We start from the raw sequence: 19,809 nt of genomic DNA, 5'->3' as shown, positions 1-19,809 counted from the left end.
ATTCAAAATTTGAAATTAGAACCCAATTCTAACACCTATGTTATACGACTTAGCTACCGGGAAAGCACCTTCGTCGATACCCATATGGATATCTTGGTTGTCAGTTCCTGACGATCTCAAGTTGATATCAGGATCTAAGCCTTTATACTTGGTGAAAGTGAAAAGGTTTTGACCTTGGAAATAAACCTGAGCAGAGCTCAATTTGATTTTTGACAATACAGCCGTTGGAATGGTATACGTCAATTGGATGTTTTTGATACGCATGTACGAACCGTCTTCCACAAAATAAGTAGAGATCTGCTGACTTGTTCCGTCCTGTGAATTCAAGCGAGGCAATAAGGCATCATCACCCGGTTTTTTCCAGGAATTGTAAAGCATGTCTTTCGAGCGGTTTCCTTGGAATGTGTTGAAATCGGTCCAGTATTTCAGGTAATTGAATATCTTATTTCCCTGCGATCCCTGCGCAAACAAGGTCAAATCCCAGTTTTTGTAGCCTAAATTAACGTTAAGACCATACGTGAAATCAGGGTGAGGATTTCCAATGATGGTTTTATCAGCGGCCGTAATAACGCCGTCACCGTTCACATCTCTGAATTTGAATACACCCGCTCTGGTATAGGTTCCGAATTTAGGTGCAGCAGCAGCTTCTGCTTCATCTTTGATTACACCGTCAACAATATATCCGTAGAAACTGGCAATAGGCAATCCGGCTTTTGTAACCGAAATAGCCGGAAGACGCGTAGAGAAACCAAACACAGTAGCGTTAGGGTCGTCGTTCAGTTTTACAACGTTGTTTTTGTATTTGCTTATCATACCGCTTACGCTGTATCTGAAACCTTTATAGCTATCGCGGTAGGTAATGTTCAAGTCAACTCCTTTGTTGTTTACTTCTCCAATATTCACGTAAGGAACAGAACCTGTACCTGCCGTTTTCGGAATAGGTACTTGGGTCAACATATCTGAAGTGGTACGAGTATACAAATCCAAGATCACTTCCAATTTACCTTTCAACATGCTTGCATCAATCCCTACGTTTGTAGAAGTATTGGTTTCCCAACGACCGTTAGGGTTACCGAATTGAGTCAAGTCAAAACCATTGGCAATCGAGTTCCCCGAACCTGTAATGTCGTAGGCATTATTTTGTGGATCAGGCGTATAAAGCGTATAGGCGTTATACACGTTTGGAATCAACTGGTTTCCTGTTTTACCCCATCCTGCTCTGATTTTAAGATCATCCACAAAACTTTGTTTTTTCATAAAGCCCAGCTCGGTTAAACGCAAACCAACCGAGAATGCAGGGAATACCCCATAACGGTAAGCAGGCGAGAAACGTGAAGAACCATCGCGACGAATCGTTGCATCGGCCAAAAGGAAGTCTTTGTAAGAGTAATTGACCTTAGCAAATTGAGAGAACAACGCACTGATGGTGGCACCGGAACCTGCATTGGATAAACCTGCCGCCGCACCAAGGTTCAGGTAGCGGTAAGCAAGATCGTCAAAAGCATAATTGCTTCGAGCTGCGTTAAATCCAAAAGCATAGGTAGAAACCGCCTCAGTACCTGCCAATGCCGTAATTGTATGGTCTCCAAATGTTTTGTTGTACGTCAAGGTATTGAACCAAGTGATGGTTCTGTCGAAGTTATTCGAAACCGTCAAGCTGTTTGCACTGCGAGGCTCAGCGGCTTCAATATCACGGTTCAAATAAGCAGAGAAGTTATAGTTGTTAAATTCAACACCCAAACTGGTTCTGAATTTTAAGCCATTCAGGATGGCAACTTCACCAAAAATATTACCAAAAATGTGCGTTCCTTTGGTAACGTTATCTTTCTGGCGCCATTGTCTGGCCAGTGGGTTTGGCGCATTACCAAGGTTAGAACCTCTACTTCCTGCAAATCCATTCAGGTCTGAAGTGTTTGTTCCGCCCAAGCCAACAGGCCCGCCTGTAATATCAAACACGGGGATAATAGGTTGAATACGAATAGCAAACATGATCGGGTTACTTTCGTTGTTGTTACCGTCAGGAATCCCTACTCTTTCGTCGTAAGATACCGTAAAGTTTTCGCCAAAGGTCAATCTGTTTTTAGTGAATTCAGTATTGGCACGAACCGAATAGCGTTTGTAGCTGGTATATTTCAGGATACCGTCTTGGGTAAAATAGTTACCTGAAATGGCGTATTTACCATTTTTTGATCCACCTGTTGCGCCCAATTGGAAGTTGGCGATCTTGGCAGGTCCAAAAATCACGTGCTGCCAATCAGTACCTTCTTTGTTCGCCTTGGTAATGTTGAAAGCCGTAACCCCCAATTTAGGATCAGTAATATCATTGGTATATGTATAGTTGGACGGCAACTCTCCATATATGTTAGGATAAATGTAATCAGCGATCGTTTGCTCACCCGTTGGTGTAAATCTGTATTGTGCCGAAGGCGAAGTACCTGCTACTTTTCCGGCACCGATTTCTGACTCATAATAATACTGACCCAATTCTTTGGTATTCAACAAATCCAATGTTCTACCTACCTGTTGTGTACCGGTATAAGCATCGAATGTAATTTTAGGTTCGCCTGATGAACCTCTTTTGGTAGTGATGATCACAACGCCGTTGGCAGCACGAGCACCATAGATCGAAGCCGATGATGCATCTTTCAACACCTGCATTGACTCAATGTCGTTAGGGTTGATCTGGTTCAATGTACCTTGCGTAGGCGTACCGTCAATAACATACAAAGGGCTGTTGTTGTTGATAGAACCGAACCCACGAATACGCACCATCGTTCCACCACCGGGAGAGTTGTCGTTCCCAACCGTGACCCCGGCTGCTCTACCCTGAAGCATTTGAGTAACACTCGCCGTTGGCAGCGCGGTAAGTTCTTTGGCATTTACCACTGTTACTGCACCGGTGATGTCTTTTTTCCGTTGGCTGGCATAACCGGTCACAACGACCTCAGAAAGCGATTTTACGTCGACGGCAAGCGATACGTCAATGGTTGTGCGATTGCCCACCGGAATTTCCTGAGTCACATAACCAATGTAAGAAACGACTAAAGTGCTGTTGGCAGCGGAATTGGTAAGGCTAAAACGACCCTCTCCATCGGTCGTTGCCCCGATTGTCGTTCCCTTTAAGAGAACACTTACTCCGGGGAGAGGCGCATTTTCGGCGTCGGTAACACGCCCGGTCAAACGGCTTTGCGCCCATGCAGATAGCGCACAAAGCCACACTAGTGTAGCTAGGTAAAGATGTTTTTTCATGTTTTGTTAGATAAATTAAGTGAGCAAAAGCGGCACAGCCGAACTGCAACCTTGTTTTAAAGTAGCACTAAGTACTATTTTTACTTGATTTATTTAAAAAAAATAAACTGAAAAGTCGGGTTCGTCTTTTTGATGTTGGCATTTATCGCTACAATAAATGATTTCAGCTACAATCATTATATCCTTTATTCTATAGGTTATACGCCATTGAGATTAATAATAATTATTATTCAACTATTTCAAACGTTTGCATAGGCTTTGAAGATGGTTATATTTTTTATTTAAAAAATTCAATTATAGTATTGTACTCAATTTCACCTATCTTCCGACAAATACCTAATCGTACTACCCTATGCAAAAAAAAGTACCTCTTCTCCATTCATTATTATGTGCGTCTATTTTTCTCCTCTGATTTTCGTAAGTCTGCGTTAAATTTTTGAGGAGTTTCAATTCTGCTTTCTAATTTTACAATTGCTAAACATAACGGTTCGATAATGTCGGCTTAACAATTTGTTAATGGCTTAATCAGACCTTTGCGAGGCTATATTTACAACCAAACAACCCATTTATTGTATGAAAAGTATGTACAACTTAATGCCTCCCAAGTGGCTTTTATGGTCGATTCTGTTGGGGGGGGCTATAGTAGCTTACCCGGCAACGACGCACGCGTCTGCTCCCATGGTGGTAAAAACCACTGACAAAACAGTGACCGGTCGTGTAACGGATGCCAATACCAATGAGCCGCTCGCCGGCTGTAGTGTTGTGATCAAAGGAACTCAAAAAGGGACAAATACCGATGCAAACGGCGCTTATACCTTAGCCGTACCCGACGATAAAGCGGTATTGGTCTTTGGTTTTATTGGCTATGAAAAACAGGAAATTATCGTTGGTGCCCGTAATTCGGTGGATGCAGTCCTTAAATCAAGTGCATCTGACTTGGCACAGGTGGTTGTAATCGGTTATGGAAGTACTACCAAGAAGGATATGACGGGATCGGTAAAATCGCTTAAAACCACCGATTTCAACAAAGGGATCATCAACTCTCCCGAGCAGCTTTTGCAAGGTAAAGTAGCAGGGGTAAATGTTACCTCGGCCAGCGGAGAGCCGGGCGGTTCTCAATCCATTACCATCAGAGGTCCGGGCGGAGTTCGTACGGGAAGTACGCCTCTCTTTGTATTGGATGGTATGGCATTGGATAACTCCGGCACCGGTGGAGCCATCAATCCTTTGACCTTTCTGAACCCACAGGATATCGAGTCCATCGACGTATTGAAAGATGCCTCGGCTACCGCCATTTACGGTTCTCGCGGTGCTAACGGGGTTGTATTGATTACTACCAAAAAAGGGAAAGCAGGTTTTTCAAATCTTACGTTCTCTTCAAGTGTCGGTATCTCTACGATGTCCAGACCTTTGAAAGTATTTACGGCTGACGAATACCGCAAGCAGGTACCTGCCGTGGGCGGTGTATTGGACGATCTGAAAGGAAATACTGATTGGCAAAAAGAGGTTACCAGAACGGCATATACCCAAAACCATAACCTGTCGTTTGGCGGCGGAGCCGACAAACTGACCTATTATGCGTCTTTAGGGTTGCAAAATCAGGAAGGTATCTTAAAAAGCAGCCAGCTTAACCGTTATACAGGTCGCATCAACGTAAATCAGAAATTGATGAACGACCGCCTGAGCATTGATGTAAATTTGAACGCCAGTTTTACGCAAAATAACCGCCCGCCTTACGGAGCTATGTTGGGGGGAGCTATCTCGGCCAATCCTACGTATCCTGCTTACGATGATAAAGGCCAGCCGTATCAATATGCCAGTGGCGTGAATCCACTCATTACGCTTAAATTGGAACAGGATATTACCAAAACCAACCGCGTGATCGGAAATATTTCTCCTTCATTCACCATCATCAAAGGCTTGGTTTACAAGCTGAATTTTGGTATCGACAACTCTAATTCAGTACGCGATCTGCAATCATTGCCTAACGCAGTTCCTTTGCAGGATGGCCGTCTTGAAACCATTTATCAGTACAACAATAACAAGCTGATCGAGAACTACCTGACGTATACGCTTAATCAAACCGATCACAGTCTTTCTGCCTTGGTGGGTCATTCGTACCAAAAGATATTTCTTCAGGGACGCAGCAACAGCATTAATAAATTCCCGATCTCAACCATTGAACCAATTTACAATCCGGGCCTTGGTCAGGACCTTACTTTGGCCAACAACAAACCGGGTGGCTATGCTGTTGTTAATGAATTGCAGTCGTTCTTCTCACGGGTAAATTACCAATACAAAGACCGCTATTTAATGACCGCCACTGTACGGGCTGACGGCTCTTCGAAATTCGGTTCCAACAACAAATACGGGATATTCCCATCTTTCTCTGTGGGTTGGAGACTTTCGGAAGAATCTTTTATGAAATCTCTGCCATTCAGTGATTTGAAAGTGCGTGCAGGTTGGGGAAAAACGGGTAACCAGGAAATCCCTTCTAAGATCACACAGGCTTTGTTTACCTCACAGGTATCGGGCACTACCAGTTATCCCTTATATGCAACAGGCGCCTATGCTCCCGGTACTTCTTACTCACGCTTAGCCAATCCTAACATTCAGTGGGAAGTATCAACACAAACGGACTTAGGGATAGATTTCGGTTTGTTCAACGGCGCATTGTCCGGAACGATTGACTATTTCAGTAAATTATCCAATAACATTTTGTTAGAAGTAATTCCTGCCGATCCTGTTCAACCTGCCGGAACTTTCTGGACCAACGTACAGGATATGACCATCAAAAACCAAGGCTTGGAATTAGAACTGAACTATCGCTATATCGGCTCGACCGGCTTGCGATTTGATATCGGAGGGAACGTTACGTTCATTAAAAATAAAGTAACCAACTCGCCATATTCCGTTATTCCTTCAGGCTCGGCTTCGGGTTCAGGCTTAACTTCCGCCACCATCAATGGTTACATCAACGAACAACCTATCGGTACTTTTTACCTGAAACAATTTACAGGTTTTGATGATAAAGGTATCAGTACTTACCTTGATGCCGACGGTGACGGTTTGATCACTGACAAAGACCGCGTAGCTGCCGGAAGTGCTTTGCCAACCAAACAGTTTAACTTCAACGGAAGTGTTTCTTATAAAGGTCTTGATCTGGTTGCTAATTTTAACGGTGTATCCGGAAATAAGATATACGATAACACTGCCAATGCCAACTTTTATAAACTGAGATTGTCGAAAGGCATCAATACTACAGCAGAAGCGATTGCCTCGACCAATGAGTCGGTCAATAATGCAGCTCCCGTATCGACAAGATACCTGAAAGACGGTGCATTCTTCCGTTTGAACAACCTTTCGTTAGGATACAATCTCAATACCAAAGCGTTGGGAATCAACAAGTGGGTTTCGGGAATTCGTGTTTCCGCTACCGCTCAGAATTTATTTGTAATTACTAAATACAATGGGTATGACCCTGAAGTAAACACCGACCGGACTATCAATGGTATTTCGTCGTACGGGATTGATTACTTGAGTTATCCCAAAGCCAAATCGCTTATTTTTGGTTTGAACGTTACATTTTAACATCAGAAACATGAAAAAGAACATATATGCAATGCTGACAGCCGCCGGGCTAATGGTGCTTGGCAGTTGTACTAACCTTAATGAAATTGTTTTGGATGAATCATCGGCTTCCGGTCTTACAGATAAGCAGGCCGCCGAAGGGATCATCTCTCCTGTGTATGCTTTATTGCCAAGTATTTTTCAGCATACCAACTATTTTACAATGCAGGAAATATCGACCGATGAGGCTATTTTACCTTATCGTGGCGGAACGGATTGGGGCGATAACGGTATCTACTTGGCCATGCACCAGCACACACATACCAGTACTGACCCTAACATCCGCTCTACCTGGAACTTCATTTTGCAGGGAATGTCACGGGCTATTACGGCGATCAATTCGTTGCCAACGCTTAATGACCCATCGGCAAAAATCTTTTTAGCTGAAGCTCGGGGAATGCGCGCTTATTATTCAATGCTGACGCTGGATATGTTTGGTTTGGTGTTCGTAAAAGATGATCTGGGAGAAAATTCCAAGATCATTCGCGGCGATGAAGCCGTTGAATACATCAAGGCAGAATTGCTTGCCATTGAGCCATTGGTTGACGCAAACGTTGGCCCCGGCCGTATTTCAAAAGGTGTTGTATGGGGGCTTTTAGCTCGTTTGTATCTAAATGCTGCTGTCTACCGCGATCCGTATGCCGCTCAGTTTACGTTCAAACCCGAGGATATGGACAAGGTCGTTGAGTACAGCGATAAAATCATCAACTCAGGAATGTATCAGTTGTCAAAAGACTATTTTTCAATGTTTAACGACGACAATCATACCAACAAAGAATTGATCTTTGCGGTAGATCAGCGCGCTGATTTGAACGGACATAACCGGATGGCTTATTTCTCACTCTCCGGTGATCAATTCCCGCTTCCTGCCTATCCCAATGCCAACGGCACCGATGGACCTGCAATTACACCTGATTTTTATCGCACGTGGGTAGCAGCTAACGGAACCAAAGACCCTGCCGCTGCCGATCCACGGTTCTATAAGCAAAATTTGACTATTTATTCAAACCTTGCCGATTCATGTGTAGCTGCGGAAAGCTTTAACATCAATCGCGGAATTTTGCGCGGACAGCAATACGGTCTTATCAGAAAAAATGGGGTCTTTTTGAAATGTGCTGACGGTAGAATGAAAGTTGGTAAACTTTTCCACGATACGCGCAATAAACCTACACTGGCCGTTGATTTTACGGAGCAAGTAGATTACACAGTGGCCGGCAGTAACTATAACACCGGTTATCGTGTAGAAAAATATGAATTCAGTAAAAAATCTGTCAGCGGACGTAACTTCGGGGAAGCCGACATCGTCATCATCCGTCTGGCGGATGTGTACATGATGCGCGCCGAAGCCAAACTTCGTAAAAGCAATGATGCCGCAAGTGCCTTAGCCGACGTAAACATCGTGAGAGCTTCAAGAACAGCAACCACTCCTCCCGCTCCGCTTACAAGCATGACATTAGACCTTTTGTTCCGCGAACGTGGATTTGAGTTCTATTGGGAAATGTTGCGCCGTACAGATATGATTCGTTTTAACAAATACGAAGGAACCTGGACCGAAAAAACAAACACCGACAAGCTGAAAAGGCTTTTTCCAATTCCTCAAACAGCCATTGACGGTGCTTCCAACTTACCCGGTTATTTGAAACAGAATCAGAGTTATTAAGAAGCCGAGCAAAAGTTTTCGGTTTTTTTCAAGGTAATATTACGGAGGGGTCGGCCGTTGCCGTTGCTCACAACCCGACCCCTCCGCTCGAAGAATGGCCTACTGTTTCAAATACTCTAAAATTTATGCTCAAGTACTTAAGAAGCCAGAGCGTCAATTACCGATTTCAATCATTACAAAAGCGGCCACCTATCATGGGCGGCCGCTTTTGTATGAATAACAAATCAACTTAACAATTAATACGCTTTTCGCTTTTTGCCTTGAAAATCAACGATCTCAATGGCTTTTTCCTGCCCCGTCAAGGGCAATTTACGTACTGATTGAGAAAGAAAAGAAGCGCCGTAATACAATTCCTGACGGCTTGTTTTGCCGTCTTTTGTTTGAATAAGCGCGTAAGCATCATTTCTCAGTAAAGGCAACCATTTGATCGGTGAAGAAGCTTGCCCGAATAATTTTAATGGTCCTCGGTTTTGCGTTGCGATCACCATTCGGCGGCCGGTAGAACTTGCCATTTGGGCTAAACCTTTCGCATTGCCGGGAACATAGAAGCCCGTTGTGGTTTGGGTAAGCGGCGTAAAATTCCCCTTGCCGTCTCCTTTGAGCATTAATCCATTGGAAGCATCATAACGCCCAGTGCTGGTTTCATTGCCAAAGTCGTTGGCGACCAGTAATACATCCAAATTGCCGTCTTTGTCCAAGTCTTCCACAATCATTCCATTAATAGGTGATAGTTGCGCAAGAGTAGGCAACGGCTTGGTATTGAAAGTGCCATTGCCCGTATTTTCAATGTAGACCGATGGACAATAATTTATATCCAATTGAAGCGCTTTTTTGCGTTCCTCTTCTTTAAGCATATTATCTAAGGTAGCCTTTCCAAAATCTGCGTATTTCTGAAAACGCGCCCGCGTTTGAATAAACTGCTTGATAACATCGTCACGACCGTGGAAAGGCACACTGACGAGTTTATTGTCAGCATCAGGAAAATACGTAAAAGGAATGGCGTCAAACATCCCGTCTTGGTTAAAATCCGCCGCCAGAATACTTATCGGATACGCGTCTGAGGCTTTTGTGAGGGCATTCAAACCCAGATTGCCGGCGATGTAATCTGTGTCACCATCGTGGTCAAAATCACCTCCCGCCAAGCTACCCCAAAATCCTTTTTGACTATCCAAAGCCGAGTGGATAACATCAAATTTTCCTTTATTATTCTTCAATAACGTAAGCGGCATCCATTCTCCCGCAATCAGCAGATCTACCCAACCATCGTTGTCATAATCGGTCCATAAAGCGTCGCAGGCAAGGCCAAGGTTGGCCAATGCGGGCGCGATCTTGGGCGTGACATCGGTAAATTTAGGCGTACTATTAGGCGAAGTATCATTGCGCAGGATATAACTGTTCACGGGTTTGGGATATTGGTCAGGCTCTACCCGACCGGCCACATACAGATCAAGATCACCATCATGGTCATAATCAGCCGCTCTAACGCACGATTTACTGACCAAGATCGAAGGAATCGCTCCTTGTACCAATTGATATTTCCCTTTGCCATCGTTGGTATAAAGTCTATCCTGATAACCTACGTCATTACTCCGTAACTCATTGGCTCCGCTGGCAATGTAAAGGTCAAGGTCGCCGTCGCCATCCGCATCAAAAAGCAACGTTCCCATGTCCTCCGAAGTCTTATCGGGACCATCAACTCCCGGCAACAGATCACTGATCGTAAAGGTACCGTTCGTGTTTTGCACAAAGAATTTTCCCTTATTTTGGCGCGACCCGCCTACAAAAAAGTCGTCGAGCCCGTCACCATTAATATCTCCTGCCGAAACAGCAGGTGGATATTGTGACAATTTATGAGGCAGCAATTTTTGAACATTGAAGTCAATGTATTCAGGCTCTTGGTGTACCCAATTGATCTGGAGGGAATCGTTCAACTCGTTGAACATATAAACGGGATTGAACCGGGTAGGTGTATAGGTTTGGTTGCCGTTGGCCTGTGAAACATACAAAGTTTGATTGGCTTTCAGATTTTTCAACGTTTGTTTTTTACCGCCGGGCCAGATCACCACCGCCGAGTCTATTTGTGTGTACTCGCCAAGGCCAAAATGAGCAATCGGCTCTACCGTCGATAGGTATCCTCGGTAAGGGGAATGCTCATACACCTGTACCAATCCTTTGCCATAAAACAATTCAACGCGCGCTCCAAGTCCCTGTACATTTTTATCCCGGCCTTTAAAACCAATACGCAGATAATTGGCTTTTTCAGGATGTGATTCCACTAAATTGTTGCGGTATACAAACGAAGAGTCGTTTATGTTATTGGTAATAATATCGAGATCACCATCCAAGTCAAGGTCTGCATAAGCGGCACCGTTGGAAAAAGACGCCTGATTGAGTCCCCATTTTACCGATACATCTTCAAATGCCAGATCGCCGGTGTTTTTAAAGGCAAAATTGGAGATTTTGACGATTGGCAGTTGCCCAAGTAAGTATTCCTTAGAGGCAATGGAACTGGTTTCGTCGCGAAATTGGGCAAAATCACGGTCGGTTACATCGCGGGGAAAACCATTTGTAATAATGAGATCACGAAAACCGTCGTGGTCAAAATCGGCAAGCATAGGCGTCCAGCTCCAGTCGGTTTGGGCAATATCGGCCTTTAAGCCGATCTCCGCAAATATAGGGTCATTTGTGTTGGGCTTATTGCCCATATTGAGTTGTAATGTATTCCTTACGTATTGGTGATTAAAACCAAAAAGGTCATTATTCAGGTAAGTTTGATAACTGTTAGGCCCCATGAGGCTTTTTTTACGGGCATTATCCTTGGGTAGCATATCTACCGCTATGATGTCCATTAATCCATCGTTATTAATGTCGGCTACATCATTGCCCATGGCCGAGTTACTGGTATGCTTTAAATAGTCCGAAGCTTTGTCTGTAAAACCCAAATGCTTACCGTCTTTGATACCATTGTTTATATAAAGCAGATCGTCTGATAAATAATCATTTGTAACATAAATATCTTTGAAACCGTCGCCGTTGAAATCGCAAATAGTAAGCCCTAAGCCATAGCCTTCGATCTGAATTCCTTCTTCTTTAGAAACGTTGGTATAAATGGGATGGCTGAGGCTGTCGTTCCAGTCGCATCGGTAAAGGCGGTCGGTAGTAGGCGAGGAACCGTCGCGGAGCTTTTCGTGGTATTGATTGGGGTTATTTTCTACCGTGTTGGTCAAAACATATAGGTCTAAATCACCATCGTTGTCGTAGTCAAAGAAAGCTGCATTCATGGAATGACCGCGATCTGCAATTCCATATTCGTTGGCCATTTCTTTAAAAATTGGTACTCCGTCTTTATCATTCCCTTGGTTGACGAACAGCAAGTTAGCTCTTTCCGCTTCCACTTTTTTTGCGGTCGCAGTAAGGTAAATGTCCATACGACCATCGGCGTTGATATCTACTAAACTAACACCCGAGCACCAACGACCAAGATTGGAGATCCCTGCTTTTTGGCTTACGTTTTCAAATTTCAGGGACGAACCTTTGATTTCGCTTTTATTAAGGTAAATACGGCTGTCTGCCTGATTCCCCGAAAACACAACATCGGGCAAACTATCGCCGTTCATGTCTGCAATACCTACGCCACCGCCATTGTAGACGTACTCAAAATCAATAATATTAAGGGTATCATTTTCAATAATGCGGTTAGAAAAATCAATTCCCGTTTCTTCCACTTCCAGCTTCGAAAACAGGGGTTTCTCTTTGCATGAACTAAAAAAAACTGCTATCAAAAAGCCGATAATACTAAGTCTGGCAGCCATGCTCAAAATTTGCGTTTGAATTATTGATTGAAAATATAGATTTGAATCTATTTTATTTAACAAATGCGGCAAGCCTCTCGACTTGCCGCATTTGTTTTAACAGAAACTTAAATATTGTTACCTGACTTTGACTTAATAACCGGGGTTTTGCTTCAAAATATCCTTACCCTGCAAGTCAATTTGGCTTTGCGGTATAGGGAATAGGGCATACTTAGAGTCGTATTTAGCTCCACCCAATGCGCCCGGCAACAGTACTTGGTCATATTGTAAGTACTTATTGATGGCAGCTACATCCTCGCCCCAACGTACTAAATCGTAGAAGCGGTAGCCTTCCATACCAAGTTCAATTCTTCTTTCAAAACGAACAGCTGATCTGGCATACTCTTTGGTTGGGAAAGCATCATAAACGGCAATTTTATAATTGGCAGCAGGTTTGCCATCAATCATTACATAATCTGATGCATTAGCAGCTCTACCTCTCACCATGTTAGTATATTCCAGTGCTTTAGCTAATGACCCCACTTCAATCTCTGCTTCAGCAGCCATCAATAGAACATCGGCAAATCTGATAATAGTGACATTATAAGCGTTGTAGGTCTGGTGTCCCCAACCACCTGTTTCAGTCAAACCGGCGGCTTTTTCTGCTTTCGTAAATAAGTATTTCTTTGGTGAATACGGGCCACCGTTAGGTTGATTACGAATCATGCTAAAGCCGGTATGTAAGCCCCAATCCAAAAATGGAATACCTCTACGACCTACTGAATGGTCTAATCTGGGGTCCAACGGTCCTGCATCAGGAGTGAAAGCCACATCGGATTTGATACCCATATCGGTTTTAAGTGCATTAGCCGCGCTATTGTATGAACCATCTAATAATGGCAATCCTTTTGCATCTGTACGGAATGAATTAACAAATTCAAACGATGGTTGAAAGAATCCACAGCAAGTACCCGGATCAACCCCTTGAATATAATTCAATTGTAAGTCAGCATTTGCATTGTTTCCATTTCCTGATTTAACCGTTGCCTGAACCGCAAAGATTGACTCAGCATTATTGTCGTTTGCAACACGGTATATATCAGAGTATTTTGGAAGCAGCGCATATTTTTTACCACCTGTTGTTTTACCATTGGCAATAATCAAATCAAATAAGGCTTTTGCTTCTGCATACTTTTTTTCGTAAAGGTATGTTTTTGCCAAGTAAGCAGCAGCGGCCCATTTATTGGCACGTCCAACAGAAGACTGCGTTTCAGGTAGATCATTGTAAGCAGCCTTAAAATCATCTTCAATTTTTGGCCATAATTCTACATCGTTCTTTACTTTATCTATCCCATTGGATAGATTTTTTGTTTCGTCAACATAAGGCACCAGATTGAAGTTTCTTTTCAATTGAAAATAGAAATGCCCTCTCAAAAAACGAGCCTCAGCCGTCATTACTTTGATATCCTCTGCTTTCACAGCAGCATCTGCTTCTTTGAGTAGCGCCAAAAAGGCATTGGCTCTCGAAACACCTTCAAAATAACTTTGATATACGTTACCGGCAACCTGATCCGTCGAGTTATACTGAAATGTTTGAATAGGATTCATTTCAGAACCGTCGCCCGGGTCAGTCCCTTTATTGGCATCACCTCCTCTAATACTGCCTATAAGCCAGTTTGACGGGCCGGAGTGAGTTTGACCTAAAGCACTCAACTGAGCGTATGCAGAAATTAAACTTCCGTCTAAACCGGCTTTAGTGGTAAGCTGTGCTTTAGCAAGTGAGCCTGTTGGCGGCACTTCCAAAAAGCTGTCTTTACAGGCATATCCGGCTACCAAAAGGATAATGCATGTGGTTGAAAAGATTATTTTTTTCATTGTTTTTATTTTAATTAAAATCCAACATTTATACCAAAAGTGAATTGACGAGTCATCGGGAAGTTACCTAAATCTACCCCAAAGTTAGTATCAGCAGCACCGGCCACCTGTGGGTCAAGTCCACCATATTTGGTAATTGTGAATAAGTTATTAACAGCAGCATGCACACGAAGTTTGCTCAACTTCATTTTATTGGCAATTGCCAATGGGAAGTTATAGGCGAATGATAGGTTTTGGAATCTCAAATACGAGCCATCTTCCACATAAAAATCACTGGATTGAGAACCTGTACTGAAACCGTCATTTGCTTCAAAAATCGGAATTTTTGCGCCTGTGTTCTGTGGAGTCCAAGAATCTTTTACGCGCTCAGATATAGCGGAACCGGCAAATAATGGGTAAAAATCAGTAAATCTTTTCGAGATATTAAAGATTTTATTTCCAATTGAAGTGTAGAAGTAAGATAATACCTCAAAGTTTTTGTAGGTAAGTTTAAAGTTCAATCCACCTGTAAACTTAGCCACCGGGCTACCTAAATAAGTACGGTCATCGGCGTTTATTTTGCCATCCCCGTTAACGTCTGTATATCTGAATCGACCTACGCCGGCACCGTCTTGTGTAGGAGCGTTCTTGATCTCTTCCTGACTTTGGAATAAGCCCTGTACTTTGTAGCCATAGAAAGAAGACAGTGAATAACCCAATTGGTTACGGATAGGGTTTACACCTCTGAAGCCCGGGTTAACATCCTGTAAGTAAGTAAGGCCACCGCCGATTTCGGTAATTTTATTGTTAAGGAAACTACCGGTAGCATCAAATTCGTAGCCTACCTTGCCTCCAAATTTACCTCTTGTTATCAATTGAATGTCGATACCTTTGTTGACCATCGTACCTACGTTGACCGAAGGAGCAGTGGCACCACCCACTGTTTGCGTAATGGGTAATGTGTACAATAAATCTTTGGTGTCTTTCTGCCATAAATCCAAGATTACATCCAATTTGCCATTAAGGAATGAGCCATCAATACCAATGTTTTTGGTGATACTGGTTTCCCATTTTGCATTAGGGTTTCCTATTCTTGATTGTCTGAATCCACCTACTACACCTGAGTTTGTACCATTGATATCATACCCGGAATTCTCGACACTTTGTGCATACAGGTCATATTGGTTGGCAGGAGCAACGTTATTAGAGTTACCCATTGTACCATATCCCCCTCTGATTTTCAAGTCAGTAACCCAGGGGAGTTGTTTCATGAATGCCTCATCCGAAATTCTCCACGCAGCAGACACCGCAGGGAATATACCATATCGTGTATTCGCACCAAAGCGAGATGAACCATCACGTCTGATAACCCCTGTAATGATGTACTTGTCTTTCAAATTATAAATAGCTCTTCCAAAATAAGAGTTAAAGGTAATCCCATTGTTTTTCGTACTGTTTGCAGGGTTACGAATATCCAATGTAGAGATAGTAATGTAGTTAGGATCTCCTGAGAAAGGATTGCGACCATCAGCACTAAGGCTTTTACCAAAACCGGTATTAAGCGCTTCTTGTCCTACGAGTACCTCTAAACCATGAGCCCCGAATTTCTTCTTATAAGAAGCGGTATTAGTAAAAGTCCATCCGAAGCTGAAACCGCTACTTTCGTTATACGACCAGTTTACCCCTTTATTTTCCAAGGTTTCATAGATCGGACGACCGTATCCCCAACCATAGGAATTGACGTAACTGATACCAATTGACGACCGCAATGTCAAATCTTTGATAGGATCAACTTCAATGTAGAAGTTACCGGCAGCCAACGCATTAAAGTTCTTATTTAATTTTCCTGCCTGTTGGTTAGCCACAGGGTTTGAGCCCTGACCAAAACCAAGTGCAGTAGTACCTGCATATCCACCAAACTCATCATACACCGGGATGATAGTAGGTGAACGGAATGCACCTAAAATATCGTTCTCATCCTGTGATGATTGTAGACCGTTATTGCCACCTTGACGACCTAAGATCTGCAGATAGGTAAGTTGGAAGTTTTCACCGATTCTTACATTCTTGAAAACATCAAATTCGGTATTCACACGCATTGCATAACGCTTAGCTCTTTGGCTCGGCAAAATACCTTGCTGATCCTGCAATGATAGCCCTACATAAAAGCGCGAAGCATCACCACCACCTTCAAAACCTAAGCTATGTCTTTGAATAGTACCGGTTTGTGTCAATGCTTTATACCAATCGGTTCCTTCTTTGTTTGCTTTGATTACTTGGTAGTAATCGCCGATGGTTGGTCCGGTGATATTATATTTTAATTTTTCTGCGGCCAGATCAATCGTTCCGACTACACCACTTCTATTACCTACTTTAAGGTAATCAGGAATAATCGGAGTTGCTCCTGAGCCATATTGTGGGTGAGAAAGAGGCGAGCCTGAGTTTTTCAGTGCCGTCCAGGTCCAAGTAGCCTGATCCTGCGGATTCATCATTTTTTGTCCCGTACCCGGATCAGTAAGCCCGTACACACCGTCGTAGGTAACATTCAATTTTCTCGCTGATTTTTTACCTCTCTTAGTGGTATATACAATTACACCGTTGGCCGCTCTTGCTCCATAAATGGAAGCCGCAGAAGCGTCTTTCAGTACAGTTGTAGATTCGATGTCTTCAGGATTTAAGTAATTGACGTTACCTACCGGATAACCGTCAACAATAACCAGAGGGTCGTTGCCACCAAATGCACCAAAACCACGAATACGAATCTGACTTCCTGAACCCGGTTGGCTGGTGGTTACAACTGTTAAACCTGCAACCCTACCTTGTAATTGTTGTTCAACACTTGACGATGGAACATTTGTAAGGTCTTTTGTTTTTACCGTTGAAACCGCTCCCGTTGACTCACGACGCTTATCGACAGAATAACCTGTTACGATTACTTCCGACAAGGCGTTTACATCATCTTCGAGTCTTACATTTACCGTACTCTGGTTGCCAATGGATACTTCCTGCGGCTTATATCCAATTCCGGAAACCACCAATACAGGATTTGACCCGTTTACACTAATAGTAAAAGTACCGGTTGCATCAGCCGAGGTACCTACATTACTGCCTTTTAATAGAATTGTTGCTCCGGGAACCGGGCCGTCGTTTGAAACGACTTTTCCCGTCACTTTCCGGTCTTGGGCATGTGCAGGGCCGAGAGCAAGGAAGAGCATAAACATCCATGCCACCGCACACATCAGCGGATAATAGAACTTTGATTTCATAAATAAAAACTGATAGGTTAAAAATGAACAAATAAAAATAAAAATAATACAAAACTAAAAAACACGCTAACTTCCCATTACAGCTATTTATTTGAAAAAATTAATAAATACTGAAAACCTCAATCGTTCTGCTAATGGGTGGTGAAAATTTGTAAACGTTATTGCCCTTTTGTATTATACAACCTCAATGGTTGAAGCAATAACTTAATCAGTCAAAATAGTCTTAGTAATAAAGCTAACGCACATTTACTCTTTAAAATAAGTACTGAATGGCTAACGTGCCGGCCTGTTTGAAAATAATTTTTTGAAAATGAGTCCTGCAATCAAGCTTGTTTTTCTCATACATACATCAGAAACAGCTAAGTTTTTGCCGGTCAATTAGTTGAACTTTTCAAAAAAGAGAGCCGAAGTAAAAGAGCAATCACAACTAATAATGTAAGAATTATGGCTTGCAATTTTACTTGTAAAAGTATAGTTATTTCTTGTTTCAAACAAATTAAGCTTATTTTTTAATTTAAAAGTCTAAATTTTTTGCTTTTAAAAATCAGGCTTACTACGCTCGACAACAGCCTATCCGTTGTGTTATTCTCTCACTTAAAATAGTACTAATTTATCAATGCACAGAGCAACACACAAAAGATGAAACCTTTACCTGTGAAAGCTCAGACCCACAAATTTCAAGACTTCGGGCAGTGCTGTACGCCAATAACTCCATGTATGACCACCGTCACGCACTCGAAACTCATGCGGAATTTTTTTGTCTATCATCATAGCGTGCAATGCCATGTTACCTTTGATCAAAAAATCATCGTCACCACAATCAATGTAATACCGCACTTTCTTAAGCTCGTCGGGATTGCCTGCTTCTACAATTTTGATGGGGGCATTTTTATAATAATGAGCAGTCAGACGGTCTTTTCCCCGTAACCCTTTGCCATATAAATCACCAAAAGCATTGTCCCAACCTGCCTGATCTTGGCCATTAGCCGAAAATTCTTCGTCAGTCCATACAGCGGCACTCAACGGAGCGGCGGCGGTAAACAAATCGGGATGCTTTGTAGCCAACAGAAATGTACCCAATCCGCCCATCGAAAGGCCTGCTACGGCCCGAAATTCTCTTTTGGCGCGTGTGCGGTAAGTAGCGTCAATGTGAGGAATAAACTCGGTAATAAAGAAATCTTCATAACGCGTTTTATTATCATACGAGTTCTGGTACCACGTCACACCGGCATCAGGCATGACAATGATCATAGAAGGTGCATCTCCATTGTTGATCGTTCTGTCGGCAATGAGATGGGCTTCTCCATATTGTGTCCAACCTGTTTCGTCATCGGTATAACCGTGCAATAAATACAAAACGGGATAACTGCGGTTGGTTTTTTCATAATCGGCGGGCAAATAGATACTGTATTTAATATCTTTACCCAAAATTGCGCTTTTGACTTTAATGCTTTCTTTAAGCATGCCATTTTGCGCAAACGTAACCGTAACATAACTGATTAAGAAAAGAAAAAAGGCAAAGAGGTTTTTCATTATTTTTGATTTGCATCAATTTGATACAAACTTATTCGGATGGCAACAATATTCCAAATTTTTTCTTTTTTTTGTCCTAAACTTTAATTCATGACTCTAAGCCCTGACATAAAAACTTTTTTGGATTCCGGCTCTCAGTATCATCCCGGTGTTTCCGTTGATTGCGTGGTCTTTGGGTTTCACGAACGCCAATTAAAAGTTTTATTGCTTGAATTTAAAAAAACAAACGTATTTGCTTTGCCCGGCGGTTTTGTATTTAAAGAAGAAAGTACCGATGAGGCTGCAACTCGAATTTTGTGGGAGAGAACGGGAGTAAAAAATATTTACCTTGAACAATTCTATACTTTTGGCGAGCAAAACCGTGGAAATTGGAATGTTCATAAAGAAACAATGTCATCTCATGGTTTTGAACTTGAAAATGAGCATTGGATATTGCAACGATTTATTTCTGTCGGTTATTATGCATTATTAGATTTTTCCAAGTTTGAACCTGCACCCGACATTTTTTCTGATGTAGGTGATTGGTATGATATTCATCAAATTCCTCCGTTGATTCTTGACCACAACCGTATCGTAGAAAAAGCTTTGGATACGCTTCGTTTAATGCTGGATCATAAGTTGGTGGGTTTTAATTTGTTGTCCGAAACATTCACAATGAATGAACTCCAAAGTTTGTACGAAACGATTTTGGATAAAAAACTCCTCCGCGCCAATTTTCAGCGCAAAATGCTCAGTATGGAAATATTAGAACGGGTCGAAAAGAAATTTTCGGGTAAAGCCCACAAGCCTCCGTATGTCTACAGAATTAAAAAAGTACAATAAGTTA

Annotated in this window: 8 protein-coding genes; 3 read left to right on the top strand and 5 right to left on the bottom strand. The window is 42.5% G+C overall.

Annotation, left to right across the window (positions count from 1 at the left end; translation table 11 throughout):
- Positions 1–15 precede the first annotated feature (15 nt).
- Complete coding sequence (locus tag ACQY73_RS23755) at positions 16–3,249, bottom strand: SusC/RagA family TonB-linked outer membrane protein (RefSeq protein WP_428655745.1); 3,234 nt, start codon at positions 3,247–3,249, stop codon at positions 16–18.
- Between the two features lie 678 nt (positions 3,250–3,927).
- Between ACQY73_RS23755 and ACQY73_RS23750 the strand changes: the two genes are divergently transcribed.
- The gene (locus ACQY73_RS23750) at positions 3,928–6,840 is read left to right on the top strand and encodes a SusC/RagA family TonB-linked outer membrane protein (protein ID WP_428668527.1); all 2,913 of its coding nucleotides are present in this window, start codon (positions 3,928–3,930) and stop codon (positions 6,838–6,840) included.
- A gap of 10 nt (positions 6,841–6,850) precedes the next feature.
- Entirely contained in the window at positions 6,851–8,539 is a 1,689-nt protein-coding gene (locus ACQY73_RS23745) for a RagB/SusD family nutrient uptake outer membrane protein (protein ID WP_428655743.1), read from the top strand.
- Positions 8,540–8,775: 236 nt separating this feature from the next.
- Here the strand turns inward: ACQY73_RS23745 and ACQY73_RS23740 are convergent, their stop codons facing one another.
- From ACQY73_RS23740 to ACQY73_RS23725, 4 genes are all read right to left on the bottom strand, one after another.
- Positions 8,776–12,351, bottom strand: a complete 3,576-nt coding sequence (locus tag ACQY73_RS23740; protein WP_428655741.1) for a VCBS repeat-containing protein — start codon at positions 12,349–12,351, stop codon at positions 8,776–8,778.
- Positions 12,352–12,483: 132 nt separating this feature from the next.
- Positions 12,484–14,205, bottom strand: coding sequence for a RagB/SusD family nutrient uptake outer membrane protein (locus tag ACQY73_RS23735; protein ID WP_428655738.1), 1,722 nt, complete (start codon positions 14,203–14,205; stop codon positions 12,484–12,486).
- A 14-nt stretch (positions 14,206–14,219) separates the two neighbouring features.
- Positions 14,220–17,450, bottom strand: coding sequence for a SusC/RagA family TonB-linked outer membrane protein (locus ACQY73_RS23730; protein WP_428655735.1), 3,231 nt, complete (start codon positions 17,448–17,450; stop codon positions 14,220–14,222).
- Between the two features lie 648 nt (positions 17,451–18,098).
- Positions 18,099–18,983, bottom strand: coding sequence for an alpha/beta hydrolase (locus ACQY73_RS23725; RefSeq protein WP_428655733.1), 885 nt, complete (start codon positions 18,981–18,983; stop codon positions 18,099–18,101).
- Between the two features lie 90 nt (positions 18,984–19,073).
- Here ACQY73_RS23725 and ACQY73_RS23720 point away from each other — a divergent pair, with 90 nt between their 5' ends.
- The gene (locus ACQY73_RS23720; protein WP_428655731.1) at positions 19,074–19,805 is read left to right on the top strand and encodes an NUDIX hydrolase; all 732 of its coding nucleotides are present in this window, start codon (positions 19,074–19,076) and stop codon (positions 19,803–19,805) included.
- Positions 19,806–19,809: the final 4 nt, after the last annotated feature.

The sequence above is a fragment of the Runella sp. genome, from assembly GCF_965279615.1.
In the GTDB taxonomy this organism is placed as follows: Bacteria; Bacteroidota; Bacteroidia; order Cytophagales; family Spirosomataceae; genus Runella.
Note: the sequence above shows the minus strand (reverse complement) of the source record. Positions and strands in the feature narration are given on the sequence as shown.

Excerpts from the sequence above, each read along its gene's own strand:
- ACQY73_RS23755 (WP_428655745.1), bottom strand. The coding sequence starts at position 3,249 with ATGAAAAAACATCTTTACCTAGCTACACTAGTGTGGCTTTGTGCGCTA.
- ACQY73_RS23750 (WP_428668527.1), top strand. The coding sequence starts at position 3,928 with ATGGTGGTAAAAACCACTGACAAAACAGTGACCGGTCGTGTAACGGAT.
- ACQY73_RS23745 (WP_428655743.1), top strand. The coding sequence starts at position 6,851 with ATGAAAAAGAACATATATGCAATGCTGACAGCCGCCGGGCTAATGGTG.
- ACQY73_RS23740 (WP_428655741.1), bottom strand. The coding sequence starts at position 12,351 with ATGGCTGCCAGACTTAGTATTATCGGCTTTTTGATAGCAGTTTTTTTT.
- ACQY73_RS23735 (WP_428655738.1), bottom strand. The coding sequence starts at position 14,205 with ATGAAAAAAATAATCTTTTCAACCACATGCATTATCCTTTTGGTAGCC.
- ACQY73_RS23730 (WP_428655735.1), bottom strand. The coding sequence starts at position 17,450 with ATGAAATCAAAGTTCTATTATCCGCTGATGTGTGCGGTGGCATGGATG.
- ACQY73_RS23725 (WP_428655733.1), bottom strand. The coding sequence starts at position 18,983 with ATGAAAAACCTCTTTGCCTTTTTTCTTTTCTTAATCAGTTATGTTACG.
- ACQY73_RS23720 (WP_428655731.1), top strand. The coding sequence starts at position 19,074 with ATGACTCTAAGCCCTGACATAAAAACTTTTTTGGATTCCGGCTCTCAG.